Source organism: Kitasatospora sp. NPDC001603, from assembly GCF_040298365.1.
Taxonomy (GTDB): Bacteria; Actinomycetota; Actinomycetes; order Streptomycetales; family Streptomycetaceae; genus Kitasatospora.
Map to the genome: position 1 here is coordinate 71,749 of NZ_JBEPAA010000013.1, position 21,594 is coordinate 93,342.

The 21,594-nt window shown below is 74.8% G+C and carries 21 protein-coding genes; 10 read left to right on the forward strand and 11 right to left on the reverse strand.

The genetic code is table 11. The features are described 5' to 3' along the window. Window positions 1-56 precede the first annotated feature (56 nt). Window positions 57-926, forward strand: coding sequence for an MBL fold metallo-hydrolase (locus ABT263_RS11550; RefSeq protein WP_352290128.1), 870 nt, complete (start codon window positions 57-59; stop codon window positions 924-926). A gap of 13 nt (window positions 927-939) precedes the next feature. Here ABT263_RS11550 and ABT263_RS11555 read toward each other — a convergent pair whose 3' ends face one another. After that, window positions 940-1,515, reverse strand: coding sequence for a TetR/AcrR family transcriptional regulator (locus ABT263_RS11555; protein ID WP_352290130.1), 576 nt, complete (start codon window positions 1,513-1,515; stop codon window positions 940-942). 204 nt (window positions 1,516-1,719) lie between these two features. Here ABT263_RS11555 and ABT263_RS11560 point away from each other — a divergent pair, with 204 nt between their 5' ends. Both ABT263_RS11560 and ABT263_RS11565 read left to right on the forward strand, forming a co-directional pair. Further along, window positions 1,720-2,865 carry an FAD-dependent oxidoreductase gene (locus ABT263_RS11560; protein WP_352290132.1) on the forward strand — a complete coding sequence of 382 codons (1,146 nt, stop codon included), beginning with the start codon at window positions 1,720-1,722 and terminating at the stop codon, window positions 2,863-2,865. A 202-nt stretch (window positions 2,866-3,067) separates the two neighbouring features. Continuing rightward, complete coding sequence (locus tag ABT263_RS11565) at window positions 3,068-3,319, forward strand: DUF5302 domain-containing protein (protein ID WP_352290134.1); 252 nt, start codon at window positions 3,068-3,070, stop codon at window positions 3,317-3,319. Between the two features lie 149 nt (window positions 3,320-3,468). Here ABT263_RS11565 and ABT263_RS11570 read toward each other — a convergent pair whose 3' ends face one another. From ABT263_RS11570 to ABT263_RS11580, 3 genes are all read right to left on the reverse strand, one after another. Further along, the gene (locus tag ABT263_RS11570) at window positions 3,469-4,449 is read right to left on the reverse strand and encodes an alpha/beta fold hydrolase (protein WP_352290136.1); all 981 of its coding nucleotides are present in this window, start codon (window positions 4,447-4,449) and stop codon (window positions 3,469-3,471) included. Window positions 4,450-4,617: 168 nt separating this feature from the next. Further along, window positions 4,618-5,802: a GDSL-type esterase/lipase family protein gene (locus ABT263_RS11575; RefSeq protein ID WP_352290138.1), complete on the reverse strand. Its 1,185-nt coding sequence runs from the start codon at window positions 5,800-5,802 to the stop codon at window positions 4,618-4,620. A gap of 96 nt (window positions 5,803-5,898) precedes the next feature. Beyond that, on the reverse strand, window positions 5,899-6,468 hold the full coding sequence (locus tag ABT263_RS11580) for a TetR/AcrR family transcriptional regulator (RefSeq protein WP_329491546.1): 570 nt from the start codon (window positions 6,466-6,468) through the stop codon (window positions 5,899-5,901). A 283-nt stretch (window positions 6,469-6,751) separates the two neighbouring features. Between ABT263_RS11580 and ABT263_RS11585 the strand changes: the two genes are divergently transcribed. Next, window positions 6,752-7,945 carry a ricin-type beta-trefoil lectin domain protein gene (locus tag ABT263_RS11585; RefSeq protein WP_352290231.1) on the forward strand — a complete coding sequence of 398 codons (1,194 nt, stop codon included), beginning with the start codon at window positions 6,752-6,754 and terminating at the stop codon, window positions 7,943-7,945. A 72-nt stretch (window positions 7,946-8,017) separates the two neighbouring features. Here the strand turns inward: ABT263_RS11585 and katG are convergent, their stop codons facing one another. Then, window positions 8,018-10,246: a catalase/peroxidase HPI gene (gene katG / locus ABT263_RS11590; protein ID WP_352290140.1), complete on the reverse strand. Its 2,229-nt coding sequence runs from the start codon at window positions 10,244-10,246 to the stop codon at window positions 8,018-8,020. Window positions 10,247-10,520: 274 nt separating this feature from the next. Here katG and ABT263_RS11595 point away from each other — a divergent pair, with 274 nt between their 5' ends. The 3 genes from ABT263_RS11595 (at window position 10,521) to ABT263_RS11605 (ending at window position 13,318) form a co-directional block, all read left to right on the forward strand. Continuing rightward, complete coding sequence (locus tag ABT263_RS11595) at window positions 10,521-10,931, forward strand: Fur family transcriptional regulator (protein WP_329491548.1); 411 nt, start codon at window positions 10,521-10,523, stop codon at window positions 10,929-10,931. Between the two features lie 270 nt (window positions 10,932-11,201). Then, window positions 11,202-12,701 carry an MFS transporter gene (locus tag ABT263_RS11600; RefSeq protein ID WP_380394168.1) on the forward strand — a complete coding sequence of 500 codons (1,500 nt, stop codon included), beginning with the start codon at window positions 11,202-11,204 and terminating at the stop codon, window positions 12,699-12,701. Beyond that, on the forward strand, window positions 12,698-13,318 hold the full coding sequence (locus ABT263_RS11605) for a TetR/AcrR family transcriptional regulator (protein ID WP_352290144.1): 621 nt from the start codon (window positions 12,698-12,700) through the stop codon (window positions 13,316-13,318). The genes ABT263_RS11600 and ABT263_RS11605 overlap by 4 nt, the downstream gene beginning before the upstream one ends. A 55-nt stretch (window positions 13,319-13,373) precedes the next feature. Here the strand turns inward: ABT263_RS11605 and ABT263_RS11610 are convergent, their stop codons facing one another. The 4 genes from ABT263_RS11610 to ABT263_RS11625 all read right to left on the reverse strand — a co-directional run bounded on the left by ABT263_RS11610 (window position 13,374) and on the right by ABT263_RS11625 (window position 17,228). After that, window positions 13,374-14,378, reverse strand: a complete 1,005-nt coding sequence (locus tag ABT263_RS11610; protein WP_352290146.1) for a hypothetical protein — start codon at window positions 14,376-14,378, stop codon at window positions 13,374-13,376. Continuing rightward, entirely contained in the window at window positions 14,375-14,758 is a 384-nt protein-coding gene (locus ABT263_RS11615) for a PadR family transcriptional regulator (protein WP_329491552.1), read from the reverse strand. Before ABT263_RS11615 ends, ABT263_RS11610 begins: the two co-directional genes overlap by 4 nt. Window positions 14,759-14,892: 134 nt before the next feature. Continuing rightward, a complete protein-coding gene (locus tag ABT263_RS11620) occupies window positions 14,893-16,524 on the reverse strand; it encodes an amidohydrolase (RefSeq protein WP_352290148.1) in 1,632 nt (543 codons plus the stop codon). Between the two features lie 62 nt (window positions 16,525-16,586). Continuing rightward, window positions 16,587-17,228 (reverse strand): TetR/AcrR family transcriptional regulator, encoded by a 642-nt coding sequence (locus tag ABT263_RS11625; RefSeq protein WP_352290150.1) that lies wholly within the window; start codon window positions 17,226-17,228, stop codon window positions 16,587-16,589. Between the two features lie 70 nt (window positions 17,229-17,298). On the opposite strand from ABT263_RS11625, the gene ABT263_RS11630 reads away from it, so the two are divergent. From ABT263_RS11630 to ABT263_RS11640, 3 genes are all read left to right on the forward strand, one after another. Beyond that, entirely contained in the window at window positions 17,299-18,732 is a 1,434-nt protein-coding gene (locus tag ABT263_RS11630) for a purine-cytosine permease family protein (protein ID WP_352290152.1), read from the forward strand. Between the two features lie 124 nt (window positions 18,733-18,856). After that, window positions 18,857-19,531 carry a hypothetical protein gene (locus ABT263_RS11635; protein WP_352290154.1) on the forward strand — a complete coding sequence of 225 codons (675 nt, stop codon included), beginning with the start codon at window positions 18,857-18,859 and terminating at the stop codon, window positions 19,529-19,531. A 42-nt stretch (window positions 19,532-19,573) separates the two neighbouring features. After that, window positions 19,574-20,359, forward strand: coding sequence for a GNAT family N-acetyltransferase (locus tag ABT263_RS11640; protein ID WP_352290156.1), 786 nt, complete (start codon window positions 19,574-19,576; stop codon window positions 20,357-20,359). Between the two features lie 53 nt (window positions 20,360-20,412). Here ABT263_RS11640 and ABT263_RS11645 read toward each other — a convergent pair whose 3' ends face one another. Together ABT263_RS11645 and ABT263_RS11650 are read right to left on the reverse strand one after the other, a co-directional pair. Beyond that, a complete protein-coding gene (locus ABT263_RS11645) occupies window positions 20,413-21,006 on the reverse strand; it encodes a hypothetical protein (protein ID WP_352290158.1) in 594 nt (197 codons plus the stop codon). Window positions 21,007-21,135: 129 nt separating this feature from the next. Then, window positions 21,136-21,513: a hypothetical protein gene (locus tag ABT263_RS11650; RefSeq protein ID WP_352290160.1), complete on the reverse strand. Its 378-nt coding sequence runs from the start codon at window positions 21,511-21,513 to the stop codon at window positions 21,136-21,138. Window positions 21,514-21,594 lie beyond the last annotated feature (81 nt).

The following is a 21,594-nucleotide window of genomic DNA, read 5'->3' on the forward strand; positions in this document are numbered from 1 at the left end:
GTCGACGGCGCCGGGACCCCGGCGCCGAACTGACGACGACACACGGGAGAGAACTCATGGCCGACATGACGGCGGATCAGGGCGAGCGACTGCGCCGGCCGGCGGGGGTCCGCTCGATACGGCTGGGCGACACCACGGTGTCGTACGTGCCGGACGGTGATGTGCGGCTGCGCCCCCTGGACGTGCTCCCGGACAGCACCGGCGAGGTGTGGGCCGCGCACCCGGAGTACCTGGACGCCGGGGGCCACCTGGTCGGGAGCGTCGGCAGCCTGCTGGTGGAGCACGGCGACCGCGCGCTGCTGATCGACGCGGGCTTCGGCCCCCGGACGCACGCCGCGCCGGCCGGGCCCCTCGCCACGATCCGCGGCGGCGCGCTCCCGGACGGCCTGGCCCGGCTCGGCCGCGCCCCCGAGGACATCGAGGCGGTGGCCTTCACCCACCTCCACGCCGACCACCTCGGCTGGGCCGCCCTCCCCGCCCCCGGCGGGGACCGGCCGCTGTTCGCCCACGCCGACTACCTGGTCTCCGCGCCGGAGTGGGAGCAGCGGGACCTCGCGGACGAGCAGGTCGCGGCCCTGGCCCCGCGCGTCCGGACGATCGCGGACGGGCAGGAGGTCTTCCCGGGCGTCCGCGTGCGGATCCTCCCCGGGCACACCCTCGGGCACGCCGAGTACGTCATCACCGGGGGCGGCCGGCGGCTGATCGCCTTCGGTGACGCCGCGCACTCGCCGATCCAGATCGACCACCCGGACTGGTCCTCGGGCTTCGACCACGACCTGACCCGGACCGCCGAGCACCGCCGCCGACTGGTCGCCGAGCTGGCGGAGCCCGGCACGATCGGCTTCGGCGTGCACTTCGCCGACGTGGTGTTCGGCCACGTCCGGCAGGGCGGGTCCGGTCCGGCCTGGCAGCCGCTGGACGCCTGACCCGACGGGCCGGTCAGCCGGCCTGCCAGCCGTGTTCGAGGAGGTCGAAGGCGGCGTCCAGGGCGCCCGCCGGGTCCGCCGAGTCGCGGGCGAGCGCCGAGGCTTCGAGGGTGAACCGGGCCAGCGCGGCGCAGCGCGGGTCGTCGGGCTCGGCGCCGGTCGCGTCGGCGACGGCGCGGGCCAGGGCGTCCTGGTGGCGCGTCCACATCCGGCGGGCGTACTCGCTCAGCGCGGGGGTGTCGCGGACGAGGTCCGCGAAGGCGCGGAACCGGGGGTCGGCGTCCGGGGCGCGCAGCTGGGCGTCCTCGACGTACGCGCGCAGCGCACCGGGGACGGAACGGTCTGGCGCCCGGTCCCGCACGGCCGCCACCAGGTCGGCCTCCCGGTCGGTCTCCTGGTCGAAGACCAGGGCCTCCTTGCTGGGGAAGTGCTTCAGCAGCGTCGTCGTCGACACGTCCGCGGCCTCGGCGACGTCCCGGACGGTCACCCGGTCGTAGCCGTGTTCGGTGAAGAGGCGGAGGGCGGCGTCCGCGAGGGCCTGGCGGGTGGCGGCCTTCTTGCGTTCGCGGCGTCCGACGGTGGCATCCATACCGGCATCGTACCGGAAGGTGTGCGAGGCAAAAAGTTGTGTCGTTGCACTTTTGTACTCGGTGTGCTTTTGTGAGGGTGCGGCCGGTGAGCCGGGGCCCCCGGCCCGGCCGCACCTCCCGCCCGCCCGCCACCGTGTGGCCCGTCGGGAGCACCGTCCGGTCCACCGCCCCGCACCGTGCCACCCAGCAGGAAGGCCACTCCCATGTCCACCAGCACGCCCCGCATCGCCATCGTCGGCGCCGGTCCCGGCGGCCTGATCTGCGCCCGCGTCCTCCAGCGCCACGGCGTCCCCGTCACCGTCTACGACCTCGACTCCTCCCGCACCGCCCGTGACCAGGGCGGCAGCCTCGACATGCACCCCGACTCCGGCCGGCGCGCCCTGGCCGAGGCCGGAGTGCTGGACGCCTTCCTCGCACTGGCCCGCCCCGAGGGCCGGCAGATGCGGGTGGTCGGCCGCGCCGGGGCCGTCCTCTTCGACGCCCTCGGTCCGGAGGACGACGAGGAGGGCAACCCCGAGATCGACCGAGGTCAACTGCGCGAGCTGCTCCTCGACTCCCTCGCACCGGGCACCGTGCGGTGGGGGCACCGGCTGGAGAGCGCCGAACCGCTCGGCGACGGCACCTACCGGCTGCGCTTCGCCAACGGCGCCACCGCCGAGACGGACCTCCTGGTCGGGGCCGACGGCGCGTGGTCCACGGTCCGCGCACTCGTGTCGCCCGCCCGGCCCGGCTACACCGGCGTCACCTTCGTCGAGACCGGCCTGGACGACGCCGACGCCCGCCACCCCCGGCTCGCCGCCCTCACCGGCGACGGCACCATGATGGCCCTCGACGACAACCGGGGGATCATCGCCCAGCGCAACAGCGGCGGCCACATCCGGGTCTACGCCGGGCTGCGCACCGACGAGGCCTGGCACCGTCGGGCCGGCCTCGACCTGACCGACACCGCCGCCGTCCGGGCCGCGCTGGTCGGGGAGTTCGACGGTTGGAGCGGTGACCTGCTCGGCCTGGTGACCGACGGCGACACCGGCTACGTCAACCGGCCCCTGTACGCGCTGCCGGTGCCGCACAGCTGGCCGCACACCCCCGGCGTCACCCTGCTGGGCGACGCCGCCCACCTGATGTCCCCCTTCTCCGGCATGGGCGCCAACCTCGCCATGCTGGACGGTGCCGACCTCGCCCGCGCCGTCCTGGACCACCCGACCGTCGACGGCGCCGTCACCGCGTACGAGCGCGTCCTGCTGCCCCGTTCCGCCGCGGCCGCCGCCGACGCGGCGGAGGGCATCGAGGGCGCCTTCGCCCCCGACAGTGCCGAGCAGCTCCTGGCCCACTGGGGGGACCACCGATGACGGCCGGTACGTCGCGGGAAGGCCCGCCCGCCCCCGGATCCGGCGACGGCCGCCGTTCGGGCGGCGGCCCCGACGGCCCGGTGAACCGGATCAGCCGGGCGCCCCGTGCGGTGTCCGCCGCCACCGGTTCGGGGGAGGCCGCCGAACGTGACATCGTGTGCGTGAAGCCGTCAACCGGCAGCACCCTTCCAGGAGGTCCCGTATGAGCAGCGAATCAACGTCGTCCGACCACGCCGAGAACACCGAGAAGGCCACGGGCGCGGAGGCCGACCAGGCCGCCGCGGCGCCCGCCACGCAGGACGACGTCAAGGCCCGGTTCCTGGCCGCGCTGGAGCGCAAGCACGGCACCAAGGGCGGCGCCGCGTCCGGCGGCCCGAGCGGCGACTCGAAGATCCACGGCGCCCACGCCGCGGCCGGCGGCAAGCGCAACTTCCGCCGCAAGAGCGGTGGCTGAGCACTCGACCGCTCGGGCGGCGCCGGATCCGGCGCCGCCCGGTCCACCTGGCGTCTGCGCCGCCCGGTCCCTCGCGGGGCGGGCGGCGGAGCCGTTCACCCGGGCCACGGTCCGCGGGCCGGTCGGACCGGTCGGGCCGGCCCGACCGGTCAGGTGGGCAGCGAGGCCAGCCAGTCGGTCAGGAGCCGGTTGACCTCGTCCGGTCGTTCCTGCTGGATCCAGTGCCCGCAGCCGTCGAGGACGTGGCAGGAGAGCAGACCGGGAAGCGTGACGGGGTAGGCCGCGATCGCCTCGGCCAGCCAGGTGGTGGAGGCGTCCAGGGCGCCGCCGGCGAACAGCGAGGGCTGGGTGATCGGGGCGCCGTCGAAGCGGGCGAGGTCCTCCCAGTCCCGGTCCATGCTGCGGTACCGGGCCAGCGCCCCGCGCAGGCCGGTCCGCTCGAACTCACCGGCGTAGAAGTCGAGGTCCTCCGCACCGAGCCAGCCGGGCAGCCGACCGGCGGGGAACCGGTCGCGCAGCGTCCCGCCGGGGCCGACGAAGTGCGGGTCGGGTGCGCCCGGGCCCGGCATGGTGTCGGCGGACAGCGCCGCGTAGAAGCCCGCGAGCCAGCCGCGCACATCGGGTTCGATCTCGGCCTCGGCGCGGCCCGGCTCCTGGAAGTAGGCGACGTAGAACTCCTCGTCGCCGCCCATCCCCGCGAAGACCTCGCTGGGGCGCGGCCCCCCGCGCGGCAGGTACGGGACGCTCAGCAGTCCCACCGCACGGAACACGTCCGGCCTGACCAGGGCGGAGTCGGCGGCGATGGTCGCCCCCCAGTCGTGGCCGACGATCACCGCGGACCGCTCGCCCAGGGCGTGCACCACCGCGACGTTGTCCTCGACGAGGTCGAGCATCCGGTACGCGGCCGGGTCCTCGGGTGCGGCGGAGCGCCCGTACCCCCGGACGTCGACGGCGACCGCGCGGTACCCGGCCGAGGCCAGCGCGGGCAACTGGCGGCGCCAGGAGTACCAGGACTCCGGGAACCCGTGCACCAGCAGGACCAGCGGCCCGCTGCCCTGTTCCACCAGGTGGATCCGGCCGCCGGGGGTGGGGACCAGCCGGTGGGTGGCGCCCGCGAGGTGGGGTGACATGCGTCCTCCTGACGATTCGGTCGGCCGGGCGCGGGGTGGCGCTCCGGCGCACGCTGTCTCGCCGCCGATCATGGTGCGCCCGGTCGGCTCCGGGCGAGGACTGTTGCCGGTTCGGCAAACCGCCCGGCCGGGCCCGGCTCGCGTGCTTCCGGTTGCCCGCGCTCCCCGCTACCGCGCCGCGAACGGGCGGCCGGGGCCGAAGGCCAGGGCGGCGAAGCGCTCGCCGATGCGGCGGTGCGCGGCGGTGTCCGGGTGGAGCGCGTCGGGCAGCGGCAGCTCGGCGAAGTCCGCCTCGCCGTACAGCTCGCGGCCGTCGAGGTGGTGCAGGTTCGGGTCCTGGGCGGAGCGCTGCCGGACGATGCGGGCCAGCTCCTCCCGGATGACGCGCAGGGTGAGCTTCCCGCCCGCCCGCTCCGCCGGGTCGCCGGTGGCCAGGAACCGCAGGCGCCCGGTGGCGAGGGCGGTGAGGTCCGGGGCGCTGGGGCCGGGGGTGTCCTCGTGGATGGGGCAGAGGATGGACGAGACCACCAGCAGCGGCGCGTCCGGGTGCCCCTCGCGGATGGTGTCGAGGAAGCCGTGGACGGCCGGGGTGAAGGCGCGCAGCCGCATCAGGTCGGTGTTGACGAGGTTGATGCCGATCTTGACGCTGATCAGGTCGGCGGGGGTGTCGCGCATGGTGCGGGCGGTGAACGGGTCGAGCAGGGCGCTGCCGCCCAGGCCCAGGTTGACCAGCTCCGCGCCGCCGAGCGCGGCGGCGAGCGCCGGCCAGGTCGTGCTGGGGCTCGCGGTGTCGGACCCCTGGCTGATCGAACTCCCGTGGTGCAGCCAGACCTTGCGGCCCCGGTCGGCCGGGTGCTGCTCGACGGGGGCGTCCGTGCGCAGCGCCACCAGTTCGGTGGTCTCGTTGTGCGGCAGCCAGATCTCGACGTCCTTGACGCCCTCGGGCAGTGCGGGGAACCGGGCGGTGCCGACCGGCCCGGGCCGGGTCCGCGCGGATCCGGTGGCCAGGTCGACGGTCAGGGTGTTGCCGGTGGGGACGGTGGACCGCCCGGCCGGGCGCCCGTCGACGAGCAGGTCGTACACGCCGTCCGGGCGGGGCGGTGCGCCCGGGTAGACCCGCTTGGTGGGCAGGGTGTCCAGTTCGATCGCGGTGGCCCGGGTGCGGAAGGCCAGGCGTACGCCGGAGGGCTGGGACTCGGCCATGGCCAGCTGGCCGTCGGTGTTGCGGGCGCGGACCCAGGCGGGCAGCCGGTGCGGGAGCAGACCGTGCTCGGTCCGCTCCAGGTCCAGGGCACCGCGCAGCAGCTCCGCGGTGACGGGCGTGGTGATCCAGGTGTGCGGGGTGGTGTTCATCGTCTCAACCTTGTGCTTCGGGAAGTGCGGGGGCGTCGGCCCGGACGCGGGCCGGTCGGCCGGTCGGGCGCCGACCGTGGCGGGCGGGGGCCCGGGTCAGGGCGCGGGCCAGTTGCGCAGCAGGGCGTCGAGGGCGTCCAGGATCCGTGTCCAGGACTCCTGGGAGTCGGGGGCGCTGTGGCTGAAGGCCTCGGCCAGCTCCAGGCTGACGTAGCCGTGGAAGACGCTCCCCAGCAGGCGGACGGCGTGGGTCTGGTCCGGTTCGGTGAGGTCGTACCCGCGCAGGATCGCCCGCGTCATCTCCGCGTGGCGGCCGCCGGCGCTGGCCGCCGCCGCCTCCGGGGTGAGTGGCTGACGGGTCGCCGCGTAGCGGCCGGGGTGCTGGCGCGCGTAGTCGCGGTAGACGTCGGCCAGCGCCGTCAGGGCGTCCTTGCCCGCCCGCCCGGCCAGCGCGTCGGCGCCGCGGTCGGCGAGCTCCTCCAGGGCGAGCAGGGCGATCCTGGTCTTGAGGTCCTGGGAGCTCTTGACGTGCGAGTACAGGCTCGCGACCTTGACGTCGAACCGCCTGGCGAGCGCCGAGACGGTCACCTGCTCGAAGCCGACCTCGTCGGCCAGCTCGGCGCCCGCCCGTGTCAGGCGCTCGGTGGTCAGCCCTACGCGTCCCATGTCCCGTCCTCTCGTTCGACAGAATCGATGATGCATTTGCCTAATACCTTTAGGCAAATCGACGGGAGATGTAGGGACGGGTGGTGCGGCGGCCAGGGTGCGGTCGGGTCGCGGGAGCGGGCTCCCCGTTCAAGTGATTGACAGCGTTCCGTCATGGGAGTTCACTTCGTGAAGAAAGGTCCCGGCCGGGCTCTCCCACGACCCCTCCAGACCAAGGCGGTTGCGTATGCCCTCGTCGATCCACCGACAGTCCCTGGCAGCCACGTTCGGGCTGCTGCTGGCCATGGTCGCGACCTTCGCCTGGGGACCGGCCCAGGCCACGGCGGCCCCGACCTCCGTTCAAGCAGTGAACTTCGAGGACAACTTCGACGGCCCCGCCGGGTCGGCGGTCGACGCGGGCAGGTGGCAGACCGAGACCGGCGACAACGTCAACAACCACGAGCGCCAGTACTACACGGCCGGGAACGCGAACGCCGCGCTGGACGGCCAGGGCCACCTGGTGATCACGGCGCGCCGCGAGAACCCGGCCAACTACCAGTGCTGGTACGGAACCTGTCAGTACACCTCGGCCCGGCTGAACACCTCCGGCCGGTTCGCCCAGGCCTACGGGCACGTCGAGACCCGGATGAAGGTCCCGCGCGGCCAGGGCATGTGGCCGGCCTTCTGGATGCTGGGCAACGACATCGGCCAGGTCGGCTGGCCGAACAGCGGCGAGATCGACGTCATGGAGAACGTCGGCTTCGAGCCCGGCACGGTGCACGGGACCATCCACGGCCCCGGCTACTCGGGCAGCGGCGGGATCGGTGCCGGGTACAGCCTCCCGGGCGGCCAGGCCTTCGCGGACGCCTTCCACACCTTCGCCGTCGACTGGGCGCCCGACTCGATCTCCTGGTCCGTGGACGGCACGGTCTACCAGCGCCGCACCCCGGCCGATCTCGGCGGCCGGAGCTGGGCGTTCAACAAGCCCTTCTTCCTCATCCTCAACCTCGCCGTCGGCGGCTACTGGCCCGGTGACCCGGACGCCGGCACCGCCTTCCCGCAGCAACTGGTCGTGGACTACGTGCGGGTGACCACCTCCGGCGGCACCCCCACGGGCGGCACCCTGACCGGGCTGGCGGGCAAGTGCCTGGACGTGGCCGCCGCGGGCACCGCCAACGGCACCCAGGTCCAGCTCTACACCTGCAACGGGACGGCCGCGCAGCGCTGGACGGTCGGCGCCGACGGCACGGTGCGCGCGCTCGGCAAGTGCCTGGACGCCAATGCCGCGGGAACCGCGGACGGCACCAAGGTGCAGCTGTGGGACTGCAACGGCACCGGCGCCCAGCGCTGGTCGTACAACGCGGCCACCCGCGACCTGGTCAACGTGCCGGCGAACAAGTGCCTGGACGTGGCCGGCAACAACCCGGCCGATGCCACCGCGACCCAGCTCTGGACCTGCACCGGCGCCGGCAACCAGAAGTGGACGCTGAACCCCTGACGAACGGCGCCGTGCCCCGGTCGCCGGAGGGCGGCCGGGGCACGGCGGTTCGTCAGGGTCGGTGACCCGCGGTCAGCGCAGGTCGAAGCGGTCGAGCTCGGACACCTTGGTCCAGGCCGCGACGAAGTCCGTCACGAACTTCTCCTTCGCGTCGTCGCTCGCGTAGACCTCGGCGAGCGCCCGCAGCTCCGAGTTGGAGCCGAACACCAGGTCGGCGCGGGTGCCGGTCCAGCGGACCTCGCCGGTGACGGCGTCCCGGGCCTCGAAGGTGTTCGCGTCCGCGGCGGTGGCCTTCCACGTCGTGCCCAGGTCGAGCAGGTTGACGAAGAAGTCGTTGGTCAGCCGGCCGGGGGTGTCGGTCAGGACGCCCAGCGAGGACTGCTGGTGGTTGGCGCCCAGCACGCGCAGGCCGCCGACCAGGACGGTCAGCTCCGGGGCGCTCAGGGTCAGCAGGTTGGCCCGGTCCAGCAGCAGGTACTCGGCCGGCAGCCGGTTGCCCTTGCCCAGGTAGTTGCGGAACCCGTCGGCGGTCGGCTCCAGCGCCGCGAAGGACTCGACGTCGGTCTCGTCCTGGGCGGCGTCCACCCGGCCCGGGGTGAACGGCACCACGACCGGGAAGCCGGCGTCGGCGGCGGCCTTCTCCACACCGGCCGCGCCCGCGAGGACGATCAGGTCGGCGATCGAGATCGCCCTGCCGTCCGTCCGGCCGGCGTTGAACGAGTCGCGCACGCTCTCCAGGGTGCGCAGCACGGTCGCCAGCTCGTCGGGCCCGTTGACCTCCCAGCCGCTCTGCGGTTCCAGCCGGATCCGGGCGCCGTTGGCGCCGCCGCGCAGGTCACTGCCGCGGAACGTGGAGGCCGAGGCCCAGGCGGTGGAGACCAGCTGGGCGACGGTCAGGCCGGAGGCCAGCACCTGCTGCTTGAGGGCGGCGATGTCCGCGGCGTCGACCAGCTCGTGCGTGACGGCGGGCAGCGGGTCCTGCCACAGCAGGGTCTCCGACGGGACCTCGGGGCCGAGGTAGCGCACGACCGGACCCATGTCGCGGTGGGTGAGCTTGAACCAGGCCCGGGCGAAGGCGTCCGCGAAGGCCGCGGGCTCGGCCAGGAAGCGCCGGGAGATCTGCTCGTAGACCGGGTCGACCCGCAGCGCGAGGTCGGTGGTCAGCATGGTCGGCGCGTGGGTCTTCGAGCCGTCGTGCGCGTCCGGGACGGTACCGGCGCCGCCGCCGTCCTTGGGCCGCCACTGGTGGGCACCGGCCGGGCTCTTGAACAGCTCCCACTCGTAGCCGAAGAGGATCTCGAAGAAGGTGTTGTCCCAGGTGGTGGGCGTGGTGGTCCAGATGCCCTCGAGGCCGCTGGTGATCGTGTCGTCGCCCTTGCCGGTGCCGTAGGTGCTCTGCCAGCCCAGGCCCTGCAGCTCCAGAGGGGCGGCCTCGGGGTCGGGGCCGACGTTGTCGGCCGGGCCCGCGCCGTGGGTCTTGCCGAAGGTGTGGCCGCCCGCGATCAGGGCGACGGTCTCCTCGTCGTTCATCGCCATCCGGCGGAAGGTCTCGCGGATGTCGCGGGCCGCGGCCATCGGGTCCGGGGTGCCGTTGGGGCCTTCCGGGTTGACGTAGATCAGGCCCATCTGGACGGCGCCCAGCGGGCTCTCCAGGTCACGGTCGCCGGTGTAGCGCTCGTCGTCGAGCCAGGTCGTCTCGGGGCCCCAGTAGACGTCCTCCTCCGGCTCCCAGACGTCCTCGCGACCGCCGCCGAAGCCGAAGGTCTGGAAGCCCATCGTCTCCAGCGCGACGTTGCCGGCCAGGATCAGCAGGTCGGCCCAGGACAGGCTCTGGCCGTACTTCTTCTTCACCGGCCACAGCAGGCGGCGGGCCTTGTCGAGGTTGGCGTTGTCCGGCCAGCTGTTCAGCGGCGCGAAGCGCTGCTGGCCGGCACCGGCGCCGCCGCGGCCGTCGCTGATCCGGTAGGTGCCCGCGCTGTGCCAGGCCATCCGGATGATGAAGGGGCCGTAGTGGCCGAAGTCGGCCGGCCACCAGTCCTGCGAGGTGGTCAGCACCTCGGCGAGGTCGCGCTTGACGGCGGCGAGGTCGAGCGTCTTGAACGCCTCGGCGTAGTCGAAGTCCGCACCGAGCGGGTTGGCCACGGCCGGGTTCTTGGCAAGGATCTTCAGGTTGAGCCGGTCCGGCCACCACTGGCGGTTTCCACCGCCCTGGGTCGGGTGCGCGGCGCGCCCGTGCGCGACGGGGCAGCCTCCCCCCTCCGCCTTCGCATCGGTGACGATCGCGTCGTGGTTCTCAGACATGGGAATCCTTCCGGGCCGGGCGGATCACGTTGTTCAGGAACGATCGAAGGGCGGAGCACCTGGGGGGTCGTTCAATGAGGAGGACTAGCTCACCCGACGCGGAGGTGCTCACCGCCGTTCCGGAGCCTCACTGCCCCCTAGGCTATCGCCGGAACCGATCCTACGATGGACAGATTCCAAGTCAAGAACCACACCGAGTCACTATCCCGTCGGGGTTCGGAAGGCCACTGCTAGAATCCGGGGTTCCCCCATGAGCCTGAATAGGTGAACCGATATGAGTGACCTGCTGGTACGGCTGAGAGGGCGCGGCTGGCGACTGACCGCCCAGCGGCGCGTCGTCGCGGAGGTCCTCGACGGCGATCACGTCCATCTCACGGCCGACGAGGTGCACGCCCGCGCGGTCCAGCGGCTGCCGGAGATCTCCCGCGCGACGGTCTACAACACCCTCGGCGAACTGGTCGGCCTCGGCGAGGTCATGGAGGTCGCCACCGACGGCCGGGCCCGGCGCTACGACCCCAACGCCCACCGCCCGCACCAGCACCTGGTGTGCTCCGGCTGCGGCACGATCCGCGACGTCCACCCGGCCGGGGACCCGCTGGCCGACCTCCCGGCCGAGCAGCGGTTCGGCTTCGCCGTCGCCACCGCCGAGGTCACCTACCGCGGGATCTGCCCGGACTGCGCCTGACGCCCGGGGCCGGCCCCTTCGGCTGCGGTGCGGTCGACGGACGGCCGCTCAAGGTGCTCGCACTGCTGCTGCTCTCGTCGACGACGATGATCTCCCCGCTGGAACCCGGCGAACCACCGCCCCGGCCAGCGCCGTCGGTGTCGCCGCCGGTGACGAGGGCGCGGCCGTCGGGCTGAGGTCGCAAAGGGCGGGACAGGGGGGTGCACAAGCGTTTACCCTGGGATGGGTGAACGTCTGTGCACCCCTCTGTGGACCAGCGTCTGGAGCACGATGACCCCGGTGACGGCCGCGTCCGGCCCGACCTCCCCCACCCCGTCCGCCAGGACGCCGCGGGCCGACCTGATCGTGCCCGTCCTCGCCTTCTGCGGCGTCGTGGTCGCGGTCATGCAGACCCTGGTCGTGCCGCTGCTCCCGCACGTCCCCGCGCTGACCGGCAGTTCGCCGGGCGCGGCCGGCTGGCTGGTCACCGTCACCCTGCTGACCGGCGCGGTCTTCACGCCCGTGCTCGGCCGGGTCGGCGACATGTACGGCAAGCGCCGGGTGCTGCTCGCCTCGCTGGGCGTGCTCACCGCCGGGTCCGTGCTGTGCGCCGTGAGCTCGCAGATCGGCGTGCTGATCGCCGGCCGTGCGCTGCAGGGCGCGGCCCTCGCCGTCATCCCGCTCGGCATCAGCATCATCCGCGACGAACTGCCGCCCGAGCGCGTGCTGCCCTCCATCGCCCTGATGAGCTCCACCCTCGGCATCGGCGCCGCGATAGGGCTGCCGGTGGCGGCGCTGGTCGTGGAGAACTTCGACTGGCACACCATGTTCTGGGCCTCCGCCGCGCTCGGCGTGCTGGACATCGCCCTGGTGCTCCGGATCGTGCCGGAGTCGCCGCTGCGCTCCCGGGGGCGCTTCGACCTCCCCGGGACCCTCGGCCTCGGCGCCGTCCTGGTCGGCCTGCTGCTCGCGATCACCCAGGGCGCCGGCTGGGGCTGGACCTCGCCGCGCACGCTCGGCCTGCTCGGCGGCTCGCTGCTGCTCGGGCTGCTCTGGGGCCGGTACGAGCTGCGCACCACCTCGCCGATGGTGGACCTGCGGGTCTCGGCCCGGCCCGCGGTGCTGCTGACCAACCTGGCCGCGATGCTCATCGGCTTCGCCTTCTACGCGAACTCCCTGGTCACCGCGCAGATGGTGCAGGAGCCCAAGGAGACCGGCTACGGTCTCGGCGCCTCGATCGTGGTGGGCGGCCTCTGCCTGCTGCCGGGCGGCCTGGCGATGGTCGCGCTGTCCCCGCTGTCCGCCCGGATCTCCGCCAAGTACGGCCCCCGGACGACGCTCGCCGTCGCGGCGTCCGTGATGGTGGTCGGCTACCTGGTGCGGTTCTTCACCAGTCACAGCCTCTGGCTGATCGTGGCCGGGGCCACCGTCGTCGCCTCCGGCACCGCCCTCGCGTACTCGGCGCTGCCCGCGCTGGTGATGCGGGCGGTGCCGGTCAGCGAGACGGGTGCGGCGAACGGGCTGAACACGCTGATGCGCTCGGTCGGGCAGGCCTGCTGCAGCGCGGTGGTCACCGCCGTGCTCGCCCACGTCACGTTCACCGTCGCCGGGCGCACCGCCCCCACCCTGCACGCCTATCTGCTGATCTTCCTGATCGCGGCCGGGATGGCCGCCGCCGCGCTGGTCGCGACCCTCTTCCTGCCCGCCGGCCGCACGGCGCGCCCGGGCCCCGCCGCAGCCGGTACGGTCGGGGTGACGACCCCGGCGGCCCCGGCCCAGGAGAGCGCATGACCATCGCCGACGAGACCGGCGCGACCGAACCGGCCACCGGGCCGGTGACCGGGCGGCCCGAACAGCTCGGCGAGGCCGAGCAGGGCACCGGGCGGGACGCGATCCTGCGCGCCGCCCGCCGGGCCTTCGCCCTGCGCCCCTACGCCGACGTCACCATGCGGGGGATAGCGGCCGACGCGGGCGTCAGCCCGTCGCTGATCGTGAAGCGGTTCGGCAGCAAGGAGCACCTGTTCAACACCGTCGCCGACTTCGGGCCGGCGGCGGACGAACTGTTCGCCGCCGAACCCGGCGCGCTGGGCCGCCACCTGGTGCTCACCGTGGTCCGGATGCGCCGGGAACAGCGCGGCGACCCCCTGCTGCGCGTGGTCTTCTCGCTCGGCAACGACGACGAGCGGACCCTGCTGCGCGAGCGGTTCCGCCACCAGGTGACGGACCGCCTCGCCGCCTCCCTGCCGGGGCCGGACGCCGAACTGCGCGCCGAGCTGATCGCCGGCCAGCTGCTCGGGCTCGGCGCGACGCTCAGCCTGCACCGCCCGGGCGCGGGCGACCGCGCCACCCCCGAGCGGCTGGCCGACCTGTACGCCCCGGCGCTGCAACGGCTCGTCGACGGCGCCTGAGACCGGCCGGCCCCCGTGCGGGCCCCGACCGGTCACGCCGGTCGGGGCGCCGCCGTCAGGCCGGTTCGACCGGCTCCGGGGCGGTGGCGCGGGTGCGGCGCAGCGCGGCGAGGGCGGTGGCGACGGCCAGGAAGGCGGCCACGACCCCGGCGTCGCGGGCGAGTTCGGCGAACCCGATCGGCGGCGCCCAGTAGTAGGGCGGGGCCAGCATGGCGGTCCAGGGGAGGACGGCCAGGGCGGCGCCGGCGGCCCGCAGCCGGTCGGGGCGGGCGGCGGCGAGCTGGACGAGGTAGGCGATCGTCATCACCAGGGCGGGCCAGGCCGTGGAGACGTCGAGGAGGGTCCGCAGGCCGTCGGAGAAGACGGGCTCGGAGAGGTCCCCGGGGCCGGCCCACGGCCAGCGCAGGACGAGCGCGGTCATCGGCAGTGCCACGGCGACGGCGGCGAGCGCCGCCCCGGTGCGGCCGCGTGCGGACCGGTCGACGGCGTCCGGCGGGGCGATCAGGACCGGCACGGCGAGCAGCAGCCAGAGCGGGAGCAGGAAGACGTACTGGAGGAACGCCCCCGACGGGTACACGAGGAAGGCGGCCGGAGCGCCGGCCCCGGCGAGGACGCCGGCCAGGACCAGCAGCCGGGCGTGGCCCCAGTGCCCGAGCGCGGCGAGGACCAGTGCGAGGATCCAGGGCGCGGTCTGCCCCGCGCCCACCACGGCGGTGGCCGTGGCGTTCGGGCTGAACAGGTCCACCCGGGGCACCGTGAGGAAGAGGCTCATCACCAGGTGCACGGTGGCCAGGGCCGCGCCGCCGGCGAGCGTGAACGGCGCCGCGCCGGCGAGGACGCGGCCGGCGGGGTCGCGTGAGCTGAGCCGGGTCCGCAGCCGGACGGCGTGCGCGGCGAGGGCCGTCCACTCGCGCAGGACGGTGCGGCGGTCGCCGTCCTGTACGGACTCCGCGAAGACGGCGGCGATCTCCTCGCCGTGCGAGGACCGGTAGGCGGCGGGGTAGAGCCCCAGCAGGGCGAGCCTGGCGGGCGGCGGGGTGGCCTGGGCGTGCGTGCTCATGCGGTGGCTCCGTTCAGTCGGGGCGTGCTGAGGCCGGTTCCGCGTCCGGGGTTCGGCCCGCGGCCGAGGGCGAGCCTGCGGTCGGCCTCGGCGACGCCGGCGCGCAGGCGCTCCGTCTCCTCGCCGAGCACCTGCCGGCCCTCCTCGGTGAGGGCGAAGGTGCGGCGCATCCGGCCCGCGACGGTCTCCTCGTGGTCGATCCGGATCAGCCCCTGCTGGAGGAGGCGGTCCAGTGCCGTGTAGAGGGTGCCGGTGAGGAGCTTGGTCCGGCCGCCGGAGATGGCCAGCACCTCCTGGACGATCGCGTAGCCGTGCCGGGGGGCGTCGGCCAGCGCGGTGAGCACGAGCCTGGTCGGCTCCTGTAGTTGACGGTTAGCCATGGGGGCGAGCATAGCTAAATGATCAGAGTATGTCGATGATTTAGCTATCGGGCCGTCAGAAGATGCCGACGGCGGCGCCGGGCCCGGGCACCTGGGGCGCCCGGGCCCGGCGCCGCCGGATCGTGTCGGCCCGGTCAGAGGCCGGGGGAGCGGTGCGTCGGCCGCCCGTCCACGACGGTCAACAGGACCGGCAGTGCGGCCAGTTCGGTACTGGGGACGGTGAGCGGGTCGTCGGCCAGCACGGTCAGGTCGGCCCGGTGGCCGACGGCGAGCCGGCCGGCCGTCCCCTCCTCCCCGGCGGCCCGGGCGGGGTTGACGGTCATGCCCCGGAGGGCTTCCAGCGGGGTGAGCGCCTGCTCGATCCCGTGCGGCGGCTCGGTGAGGTCGCGGCTGGGGCGGCGGTGGCGGGCTCCGGCCATCACGCCCAGCGGCGGGTAGGGGGCGATCGGCCAGTCCGAGCCGAGGACGACGGTGGCGCCGGCGTCCCACAGGTCGCGGCAGCGGAACGCGCGCGAGGCACGCTCCTCGCCGAGCCGCCGGGACCAGTTGTCGGTGTGGTCGGCCCGGGTGTAGTCGGTGCAGTGGGTGGGCTGCATGGAGGCGACGACGCCGAGCGGGCCGAACCGGTACACGGTGTCGTCGGGCACGGTCTCGATGTGCTCGATCCGGTGCCGGACGGCCCGCCCGGGGCCGACCGGGTCGGCCTGCGCCCGCTCGACGGCGTCGAGCGCGTGCCGGACGGCGGCGTCGCCGATCGCGTGGGTGGCGGTGGGCACGCCGGCCCGGTGGAGCCGCTCGATCGCCCGGGTGTAGGCCAGGGGGTCGGGCCAGAAGGCGTGGGTGGACTGGCCGTGGCGGTCGGGGTGTTCCAGCCAGGCGGTGCCGTTGTCGATGGTGCCGTCCATGAACAGCTTCACCCCGTCCACCCGCCAGCGGTCACCGCCGGTGCCCTGGAGCCGGATCAGTGCGGCGAGGGCCTCGGTGTCGGCGTCGGGCTGGAGCCAGGGGGCGATGCGCAGCCGCAGGGCGAGGGCGCCCTCGGCCTCCAGTGCGGCGTAGGTGGCGAGGCTGTCGCCGTTGGCGTCCATGGCGTGACCGCCGGTCAGGCCGGCGGCGGCCATGTCGCGCAGGACGGCCGCGGCCCGCTCGCGCACCTGGTCGGCGGTGGGCCGGGGGGCGACGGCCTCGACCAGGTCGCAGGCGGCGTCCTCCAGCAGCAGCCCGGTGGGGCGGCCGGTCGGGTCGCAGACGATCTCGGCGGCCTGCTCGAAGGCGCGCGGTCCGTCGATGCCGGCCAGTTCGAGCGCGCGCCGGCTGACGACCATCGAATGGCCGTCGAAGAGGTCGAGCGCCGCGGGGAGGCCGTCGAGCACGGCGCCCAGGGCGGCCGCCCCGACCGGCAGGTCGCCGAAGGCGTTGGGGTCGAGCCCCCAGCCGCGCAGCCAGCCGCCGGGGGTGAGGCCCCGGACCTCCCGGGCCAGCGCCTCCCGGACGGCCGGCAGGTCGGCGCAGCCGGAGAGGTCGACGCCCATGGTGCGCTCGGCGCCGGAGACCGGGTGCAGATGGCCGTCGACGAGGCCGGGGGTGACCACCGCGCCCTTGAGGTCGATCACGGTGGTCGCCGGGCCGGCGAGCGCCCGGATCTCCCGGTCGTCGCCGAGGTGGGTGATCCGGCCGCCGCCGGCTGCGAGGGCGGTGTGCGGCAGGAAGGCGCCGGTGCCCGGGTCGAGCAGTCGGCCGGAGAGCAGGACGAGGTCGGTGGGCACGGGCGGCTCCTTGCGTTCGCCGGGCCGCCGGACGGCGGCCCTCGGTGGGTCGGGCGGGCGGGTCAGGGGACGGCGGTCGGCTCGGTGAGGGTGCCGGCGGCCAGGCCCAGGGCGCGTTCGGCGGTGGTGGCGGCCAGCGCCTTCGCGGCCGGCGGGTGGCCGCTGCGGTCGGTGTTGGCGTGGACGCCGAGCCCGTCGAGGACGACGAGGATCTGGACGGCGGCGAAGGCGGGATCGTCCGTGCGGAAGGCCCCGCTGTCGACGCCGTCGGTGATCAGGCCGGTCAGCCGGTCGCGCCAGAGTGCCTCCTGGCGGCCGACCTGCTCGCGCAGTCCGGCCCGGAACCGGCTGAGGTGCCGGGCGTTGAGCCAGAGCCGGCTGAGGTCGTCGTACTCCTCGCCGGTGGTCCGGGCGAGGAACCGGGCGAGCCGGCCGAGGGCCTGCCCCGCCGGCCGGTCGGCCGGGATCAGCTCGTCCAGCTCGGCCGTCGCCGCGGTGGCGAAGGCTTCGGTGACCAGGTCCTCGGCGACCGGGAAGTAGTGGCTGATCAGACCGGGCCGGACGGCCAGCTCGTCGGCGATCCGTCGGAGCGTGAGGCACTCCAGGCCCTCGGTGAGGGCGACCGTCGCGGCGAGGGTCACGATCTCGGCGCGGCGGGCCTCGGGGGTCTTGCGGACCCGTTTCGGCGGAACGCTTGACGGCATGCCCGGCACGCTATTGGATGTGCGACCAATAGACAAGCCCGCTCCTGTGCTCGACATTTCGGAGGACTCCATGGAATCCACGATTCCAGACCCCCACACGGAGGTCCCCAACCCCCCGCGCACCACCGACCGGGCCACCCGGGTGGAGGCGCACGGCATCGACCACATCCCCGACTCCGAGCGCCGCGGCCGCCCCCGCGACCTGTTCGGCGTCTGGGCCGCGGCCAATGTGAACTACCTCAGCCTGGTGGTCGGCGGCGCCCTCGTCCTGATGGGCCTCAGCCTCTGGCAGGCCGTCGCGGTGATCGTGGCGGGCAACCTGTGCTGGCTGCTGACCGGCCTGCTCGCGGTCTCCGGCCCGGCCTCGGGCACCCCCAGCGAGGTGATCACCCGGGCGCTCTACGGCGTCCGCGGCAACCGGGTCAACAACGCGGTCACCGGCTGGACGATCTCGGTCTGCTACTTCGCGCTCAACCTGGCCGCCGCCGCGGTCGCCGCCTTCTCCCTGGTCGAGAAGGTCGGCATCCCCGCCACCACCGGGGTCAAGGCCGTCGTGGTGGTGGTCGTCGCCGCGCTCACCCTCGCCATCAGCGTCTACGGCCACGGCGCGATCATGAAGCTCTACCTCCCGATCACCCTCGTCCTGACCGCCGTCTTCGCCGTCGTCGCCGTCCGCGTGCTCGGCCGCACCGACTTCGGGTACCGGCCGGCCGAACCGCTGAGCGGCGGCGCCCTGTGGGCCGCCCTCGCCGCCGGGGTCACCCTGATCGCCGCCGGCCCGCTGTCGTACACCACCAGCGCCGACTTCTCCCGGTACCTGCCGCGCACCGCCTCCCCCCGGGCGGTCGCGGGCTGGACGGCCCTCGGCGGCTTCCTGCCCAGCGTCGTGGTCTGCTCGCTGGGCGCCTTCGCCGCCACCGCGGTCGACATGACCGACCCGCAGCGCGCGCTGGAGTCCCTGCTGCCCGGCTGGTTCACCCCGGTCTTCCTGCTCGCGCTCGTCCTCGGCACGATCTCGCTCAACGCGCTGACCGCCTACAGCGCCGGCCTCGCCCTCCAGGCCGTCGGCCTGCGGATCCGCCGCTCGCTCAGCGTGCTGGTCGACGGCGCCGTCTCGGTCGCGCTGACCCTGTACGCGCTGCTGGTGGCCGACTTCCTCGACACCGTCAGCGACGTCCTCCAGCTCACCGTCGTCCTGCTCGGTCCCAGCACGGCCGTCTACGCGACCGACGTCCTGCTGCGGCGGGGCCGCTACGACGGCCCGGCGCTGACCGACGAGACCCCGGGCGGCCCGTTCTGGTACACCGGGGGCGTCAACCCGGCGGGCGCGGCCGCGATCGCGGCGGGCGTCACCGCCGGCGCGCTCAGCGTGGACACGCTCTACACGGGTCCGATCGCCGGCGCCCTCGGCCTGGACTTCTCGCTGCCGGCCGGCCTGCTCACCGCCGCCGGGGTCTACGCCCTCCTGACACGGGGCGCCGCCGGGCGCCGGCACCTCCGGTGAGCGGCCCGGGGTAGCCGGCCGGCCACGTGTCGTGGGTCTCATCGGGGGCCGTGGCCAGTTCGTCCGCGTCCCAATGTGGTGAGATGTGCGCGTCACAGAGTGATGGCGCTGACGGGGGTGCGTGATGAGGAGTGGACGGCTGTTCGGGCTCGGGTCGGACACCGATGCGGCGGATCTCGCCGCCGTGGGGCTGATCCGGCTGGCGACCGGCGAACGGCTCGGGGCCGGGGCCCGGCCCTGGCTGTGGCAACTGCGGGCGGCCTCGTTCGCCGACACCTGGCTGGCCTTCGCCGACCCGGCCGCGCCCGGGCTCCGGGTGCCGGCGGGCGCGGCCCTGCACCAGCTCGTCCGCCGGGCGGCGGAGCTGGTCCTGCTGACCCGCGACGGGGACGGGCCGGCGGCGCTGGAGCTGCTGGGCCGGGAGTCGGCCGAGGCGCACGAGCGGTCCCGGTGCTCCGACACCGCCCACCCGGTCGAGCCCGTCGCGCTCGCCCTGCTCTGGCACGGCGTGCAGGCGGCGACCGCCGACGGCCCCGACGCGGCGGCGGAGCGGGAGTGCCACGACCGCCGCATAGCCGAACGGTCCGAGGCCTACGTCCGCCGCCGGCACCGCCGCCAGGACACGCTCGCGCTCATCCTCGCCTGCGCCCGCTCCGCCGCCACCGCCCTGGCGGAACTGAGCGGCGACGACCCGGGCAGGGCGGCCGCCACGCTGGAGGAGTACGCCATCCGGTCGATGGCCCAGGCCGGTCCGGTGCCGCTCTGGGTGCCGGGCCGGCCCGGGCAGCTCACCTCCTGAGCCTCCGGCCGGCCGGCCCGGCGGCCTCCGTATGCTGGCCCGATGCCTTTGCGGAGCCTGCACGACCGAGCCGCCCTCGAAGCCCGCTTCCGACGGGACCCGGCGTTGCACCTGATGGAACTCGGTGACCTCGACGACCTGCTGTGGCCGCACACCTCCTGGTACGGCCTCGCCCCGGACGGCCCGGTGGCGCTGCTGTACGCGGTCGGCGACACCCCCACCCTGCTGGCCTTCGGCGGGGCCGCCGAGGCACCGGAGGTGGAGGAGCTGGTCCGGGAACTGCTGCCGGTCCTGCCGCGCCGCTTCTTCGGCCACCTGACCGGCGACGCGGCCGAGGTGCTGGCCGAGGCGTACGAGGTGCGCCGCCACGGCACCCTGCTGCGGATGGTGCTGACCGACCCGGAGCGCGCGGCGGCGCACCCCGCCGACCCGTGGGCGCCGGTCCCGCTGGGCCGCGCGGACCTGCCCGAGCTGGTGAAGCTGTTCGCCGAGGCCTACCCGGGGAACTGGTTCGACGACCGGATGCTCGACACCGGCCAGTACGTCGGCGCCCGCCGGGACGGCCGGCTGGTCGCCGTCGCGGGCGTGCACGCCTGGTCGCCCGTCCAGCGGGTGGCCGTGCTCGGCAACGTCACGACGCACCCCGCGGTCCGGCGCCAGGGCGCGGCCGGGGCCTGCGTGGCCGCGCTCTGCCGGCAGCTCGCGGACGGCAGCGACCACATCGGGCTGAACGTCCGCGCGGACAACGCGGCCGCCGTGGAGCTGTACCGGCGGCTGGGCTTCACCGAGGTCGCCTCCTTCACCGAAGCGACGTTCACCGCGCGCTGACCGGTACGGCCGCCGTCCCGGGCGCCCGTGCCCGCCCGCGGGGCGGCCGGAGTTCAGGCGGAGGCCGCGGTCGTCCCGCGCGTCCTCGCCCGCCCCGACGACCACGCGGCCGCACCCCCCACCAGCAGGGCCGCCCCCAGCGCGTAGACCGGCAGCCAGTGGGTCGTCGTCGCCGCCAGGCAGTCGTCGACGACCGCGCGGCTCTGCTCCCGCTGCGCGGACTCCAGCGCGTCGGGGTCCGCCCCGGCCAGGCCTCCCAGGGCGGCCTGGGTCCGCAGGCTCTCGTACCGGCCCGCCTCCGGGCAGGACTGCCGGGTGCCCGGCATCGGGAACAGCCAGTCCCAGCGCTGCAGCGCCGGGGCCAGCGCCAGGGCCACACAGAGGCCCACGACCAGCGCGTACGCCGCCAGGCTGCAGGCATAGCTGACGCGTCGGCCCGGTGTGCGGACCGGCACCCGGCCGAAGGAGAGGACCACCGCGAGCAGCGTCACACCGAGGTAGGTGGAGAACCACTGCCAGGAGCCCTCGGCGAAGGAGAACGCCAGCACCACGGCGAGCGCCGTCCCGAGTACCCCGGGGTCGGCGGACAGGTCCGCACCGCCCACCGCCGCGCGGCCGCGGACACCTCGACGGCTGGGCTCACTCACGGGCTCTCTCCTGCCTGCCGCCGGCTCCGGAGCACCAGCCTCCCGCCCCGACCCGTGGTCACCCCCGGCTCCCACACCGGTCCCCGCCCGACCCCACCCGCTCGGCCCAGCGGCGCGGGCCATGGCCGGTCAGCCGCGGGCGGTGTCGGCCGGGCGGCAGAGGTGGAGACTGTAGGAGGCGCGGCACTCGGTCTGCGCGGGCACCACCCCCGAGCCGCGCACGCCCTGGACCAGGCTGACCAGCACGACGGCGACCAGCGCGGCCTTGACGGCCCCGGTCAGCGCCCCGTCGTACCGGGCCGCCGAGAAGCGCCTGAACGCGTAGACGGCTCCGCAGAGCGCGGCGACGATGGCCGAGACGCTGAGGTAGCTGTAGCCGGTGATCTCGCCGTTCTCCCGGACGGTGTTCTCGAAGTGGAAGTCGGCGACCACCGGGAGGAGCGCCAGGAGGGCCGCCGCCCAGCCGATCCTGACGGCCCGGCCGCGGCCACGGAAGTACTCGATCATCGGCGTTCCCCTGGTGTACCGGAGCGGGGGCCGCCCGACCCGAGGGACGGCCGCCCCCGCACCCCGGCCGTCCTCGTCGCG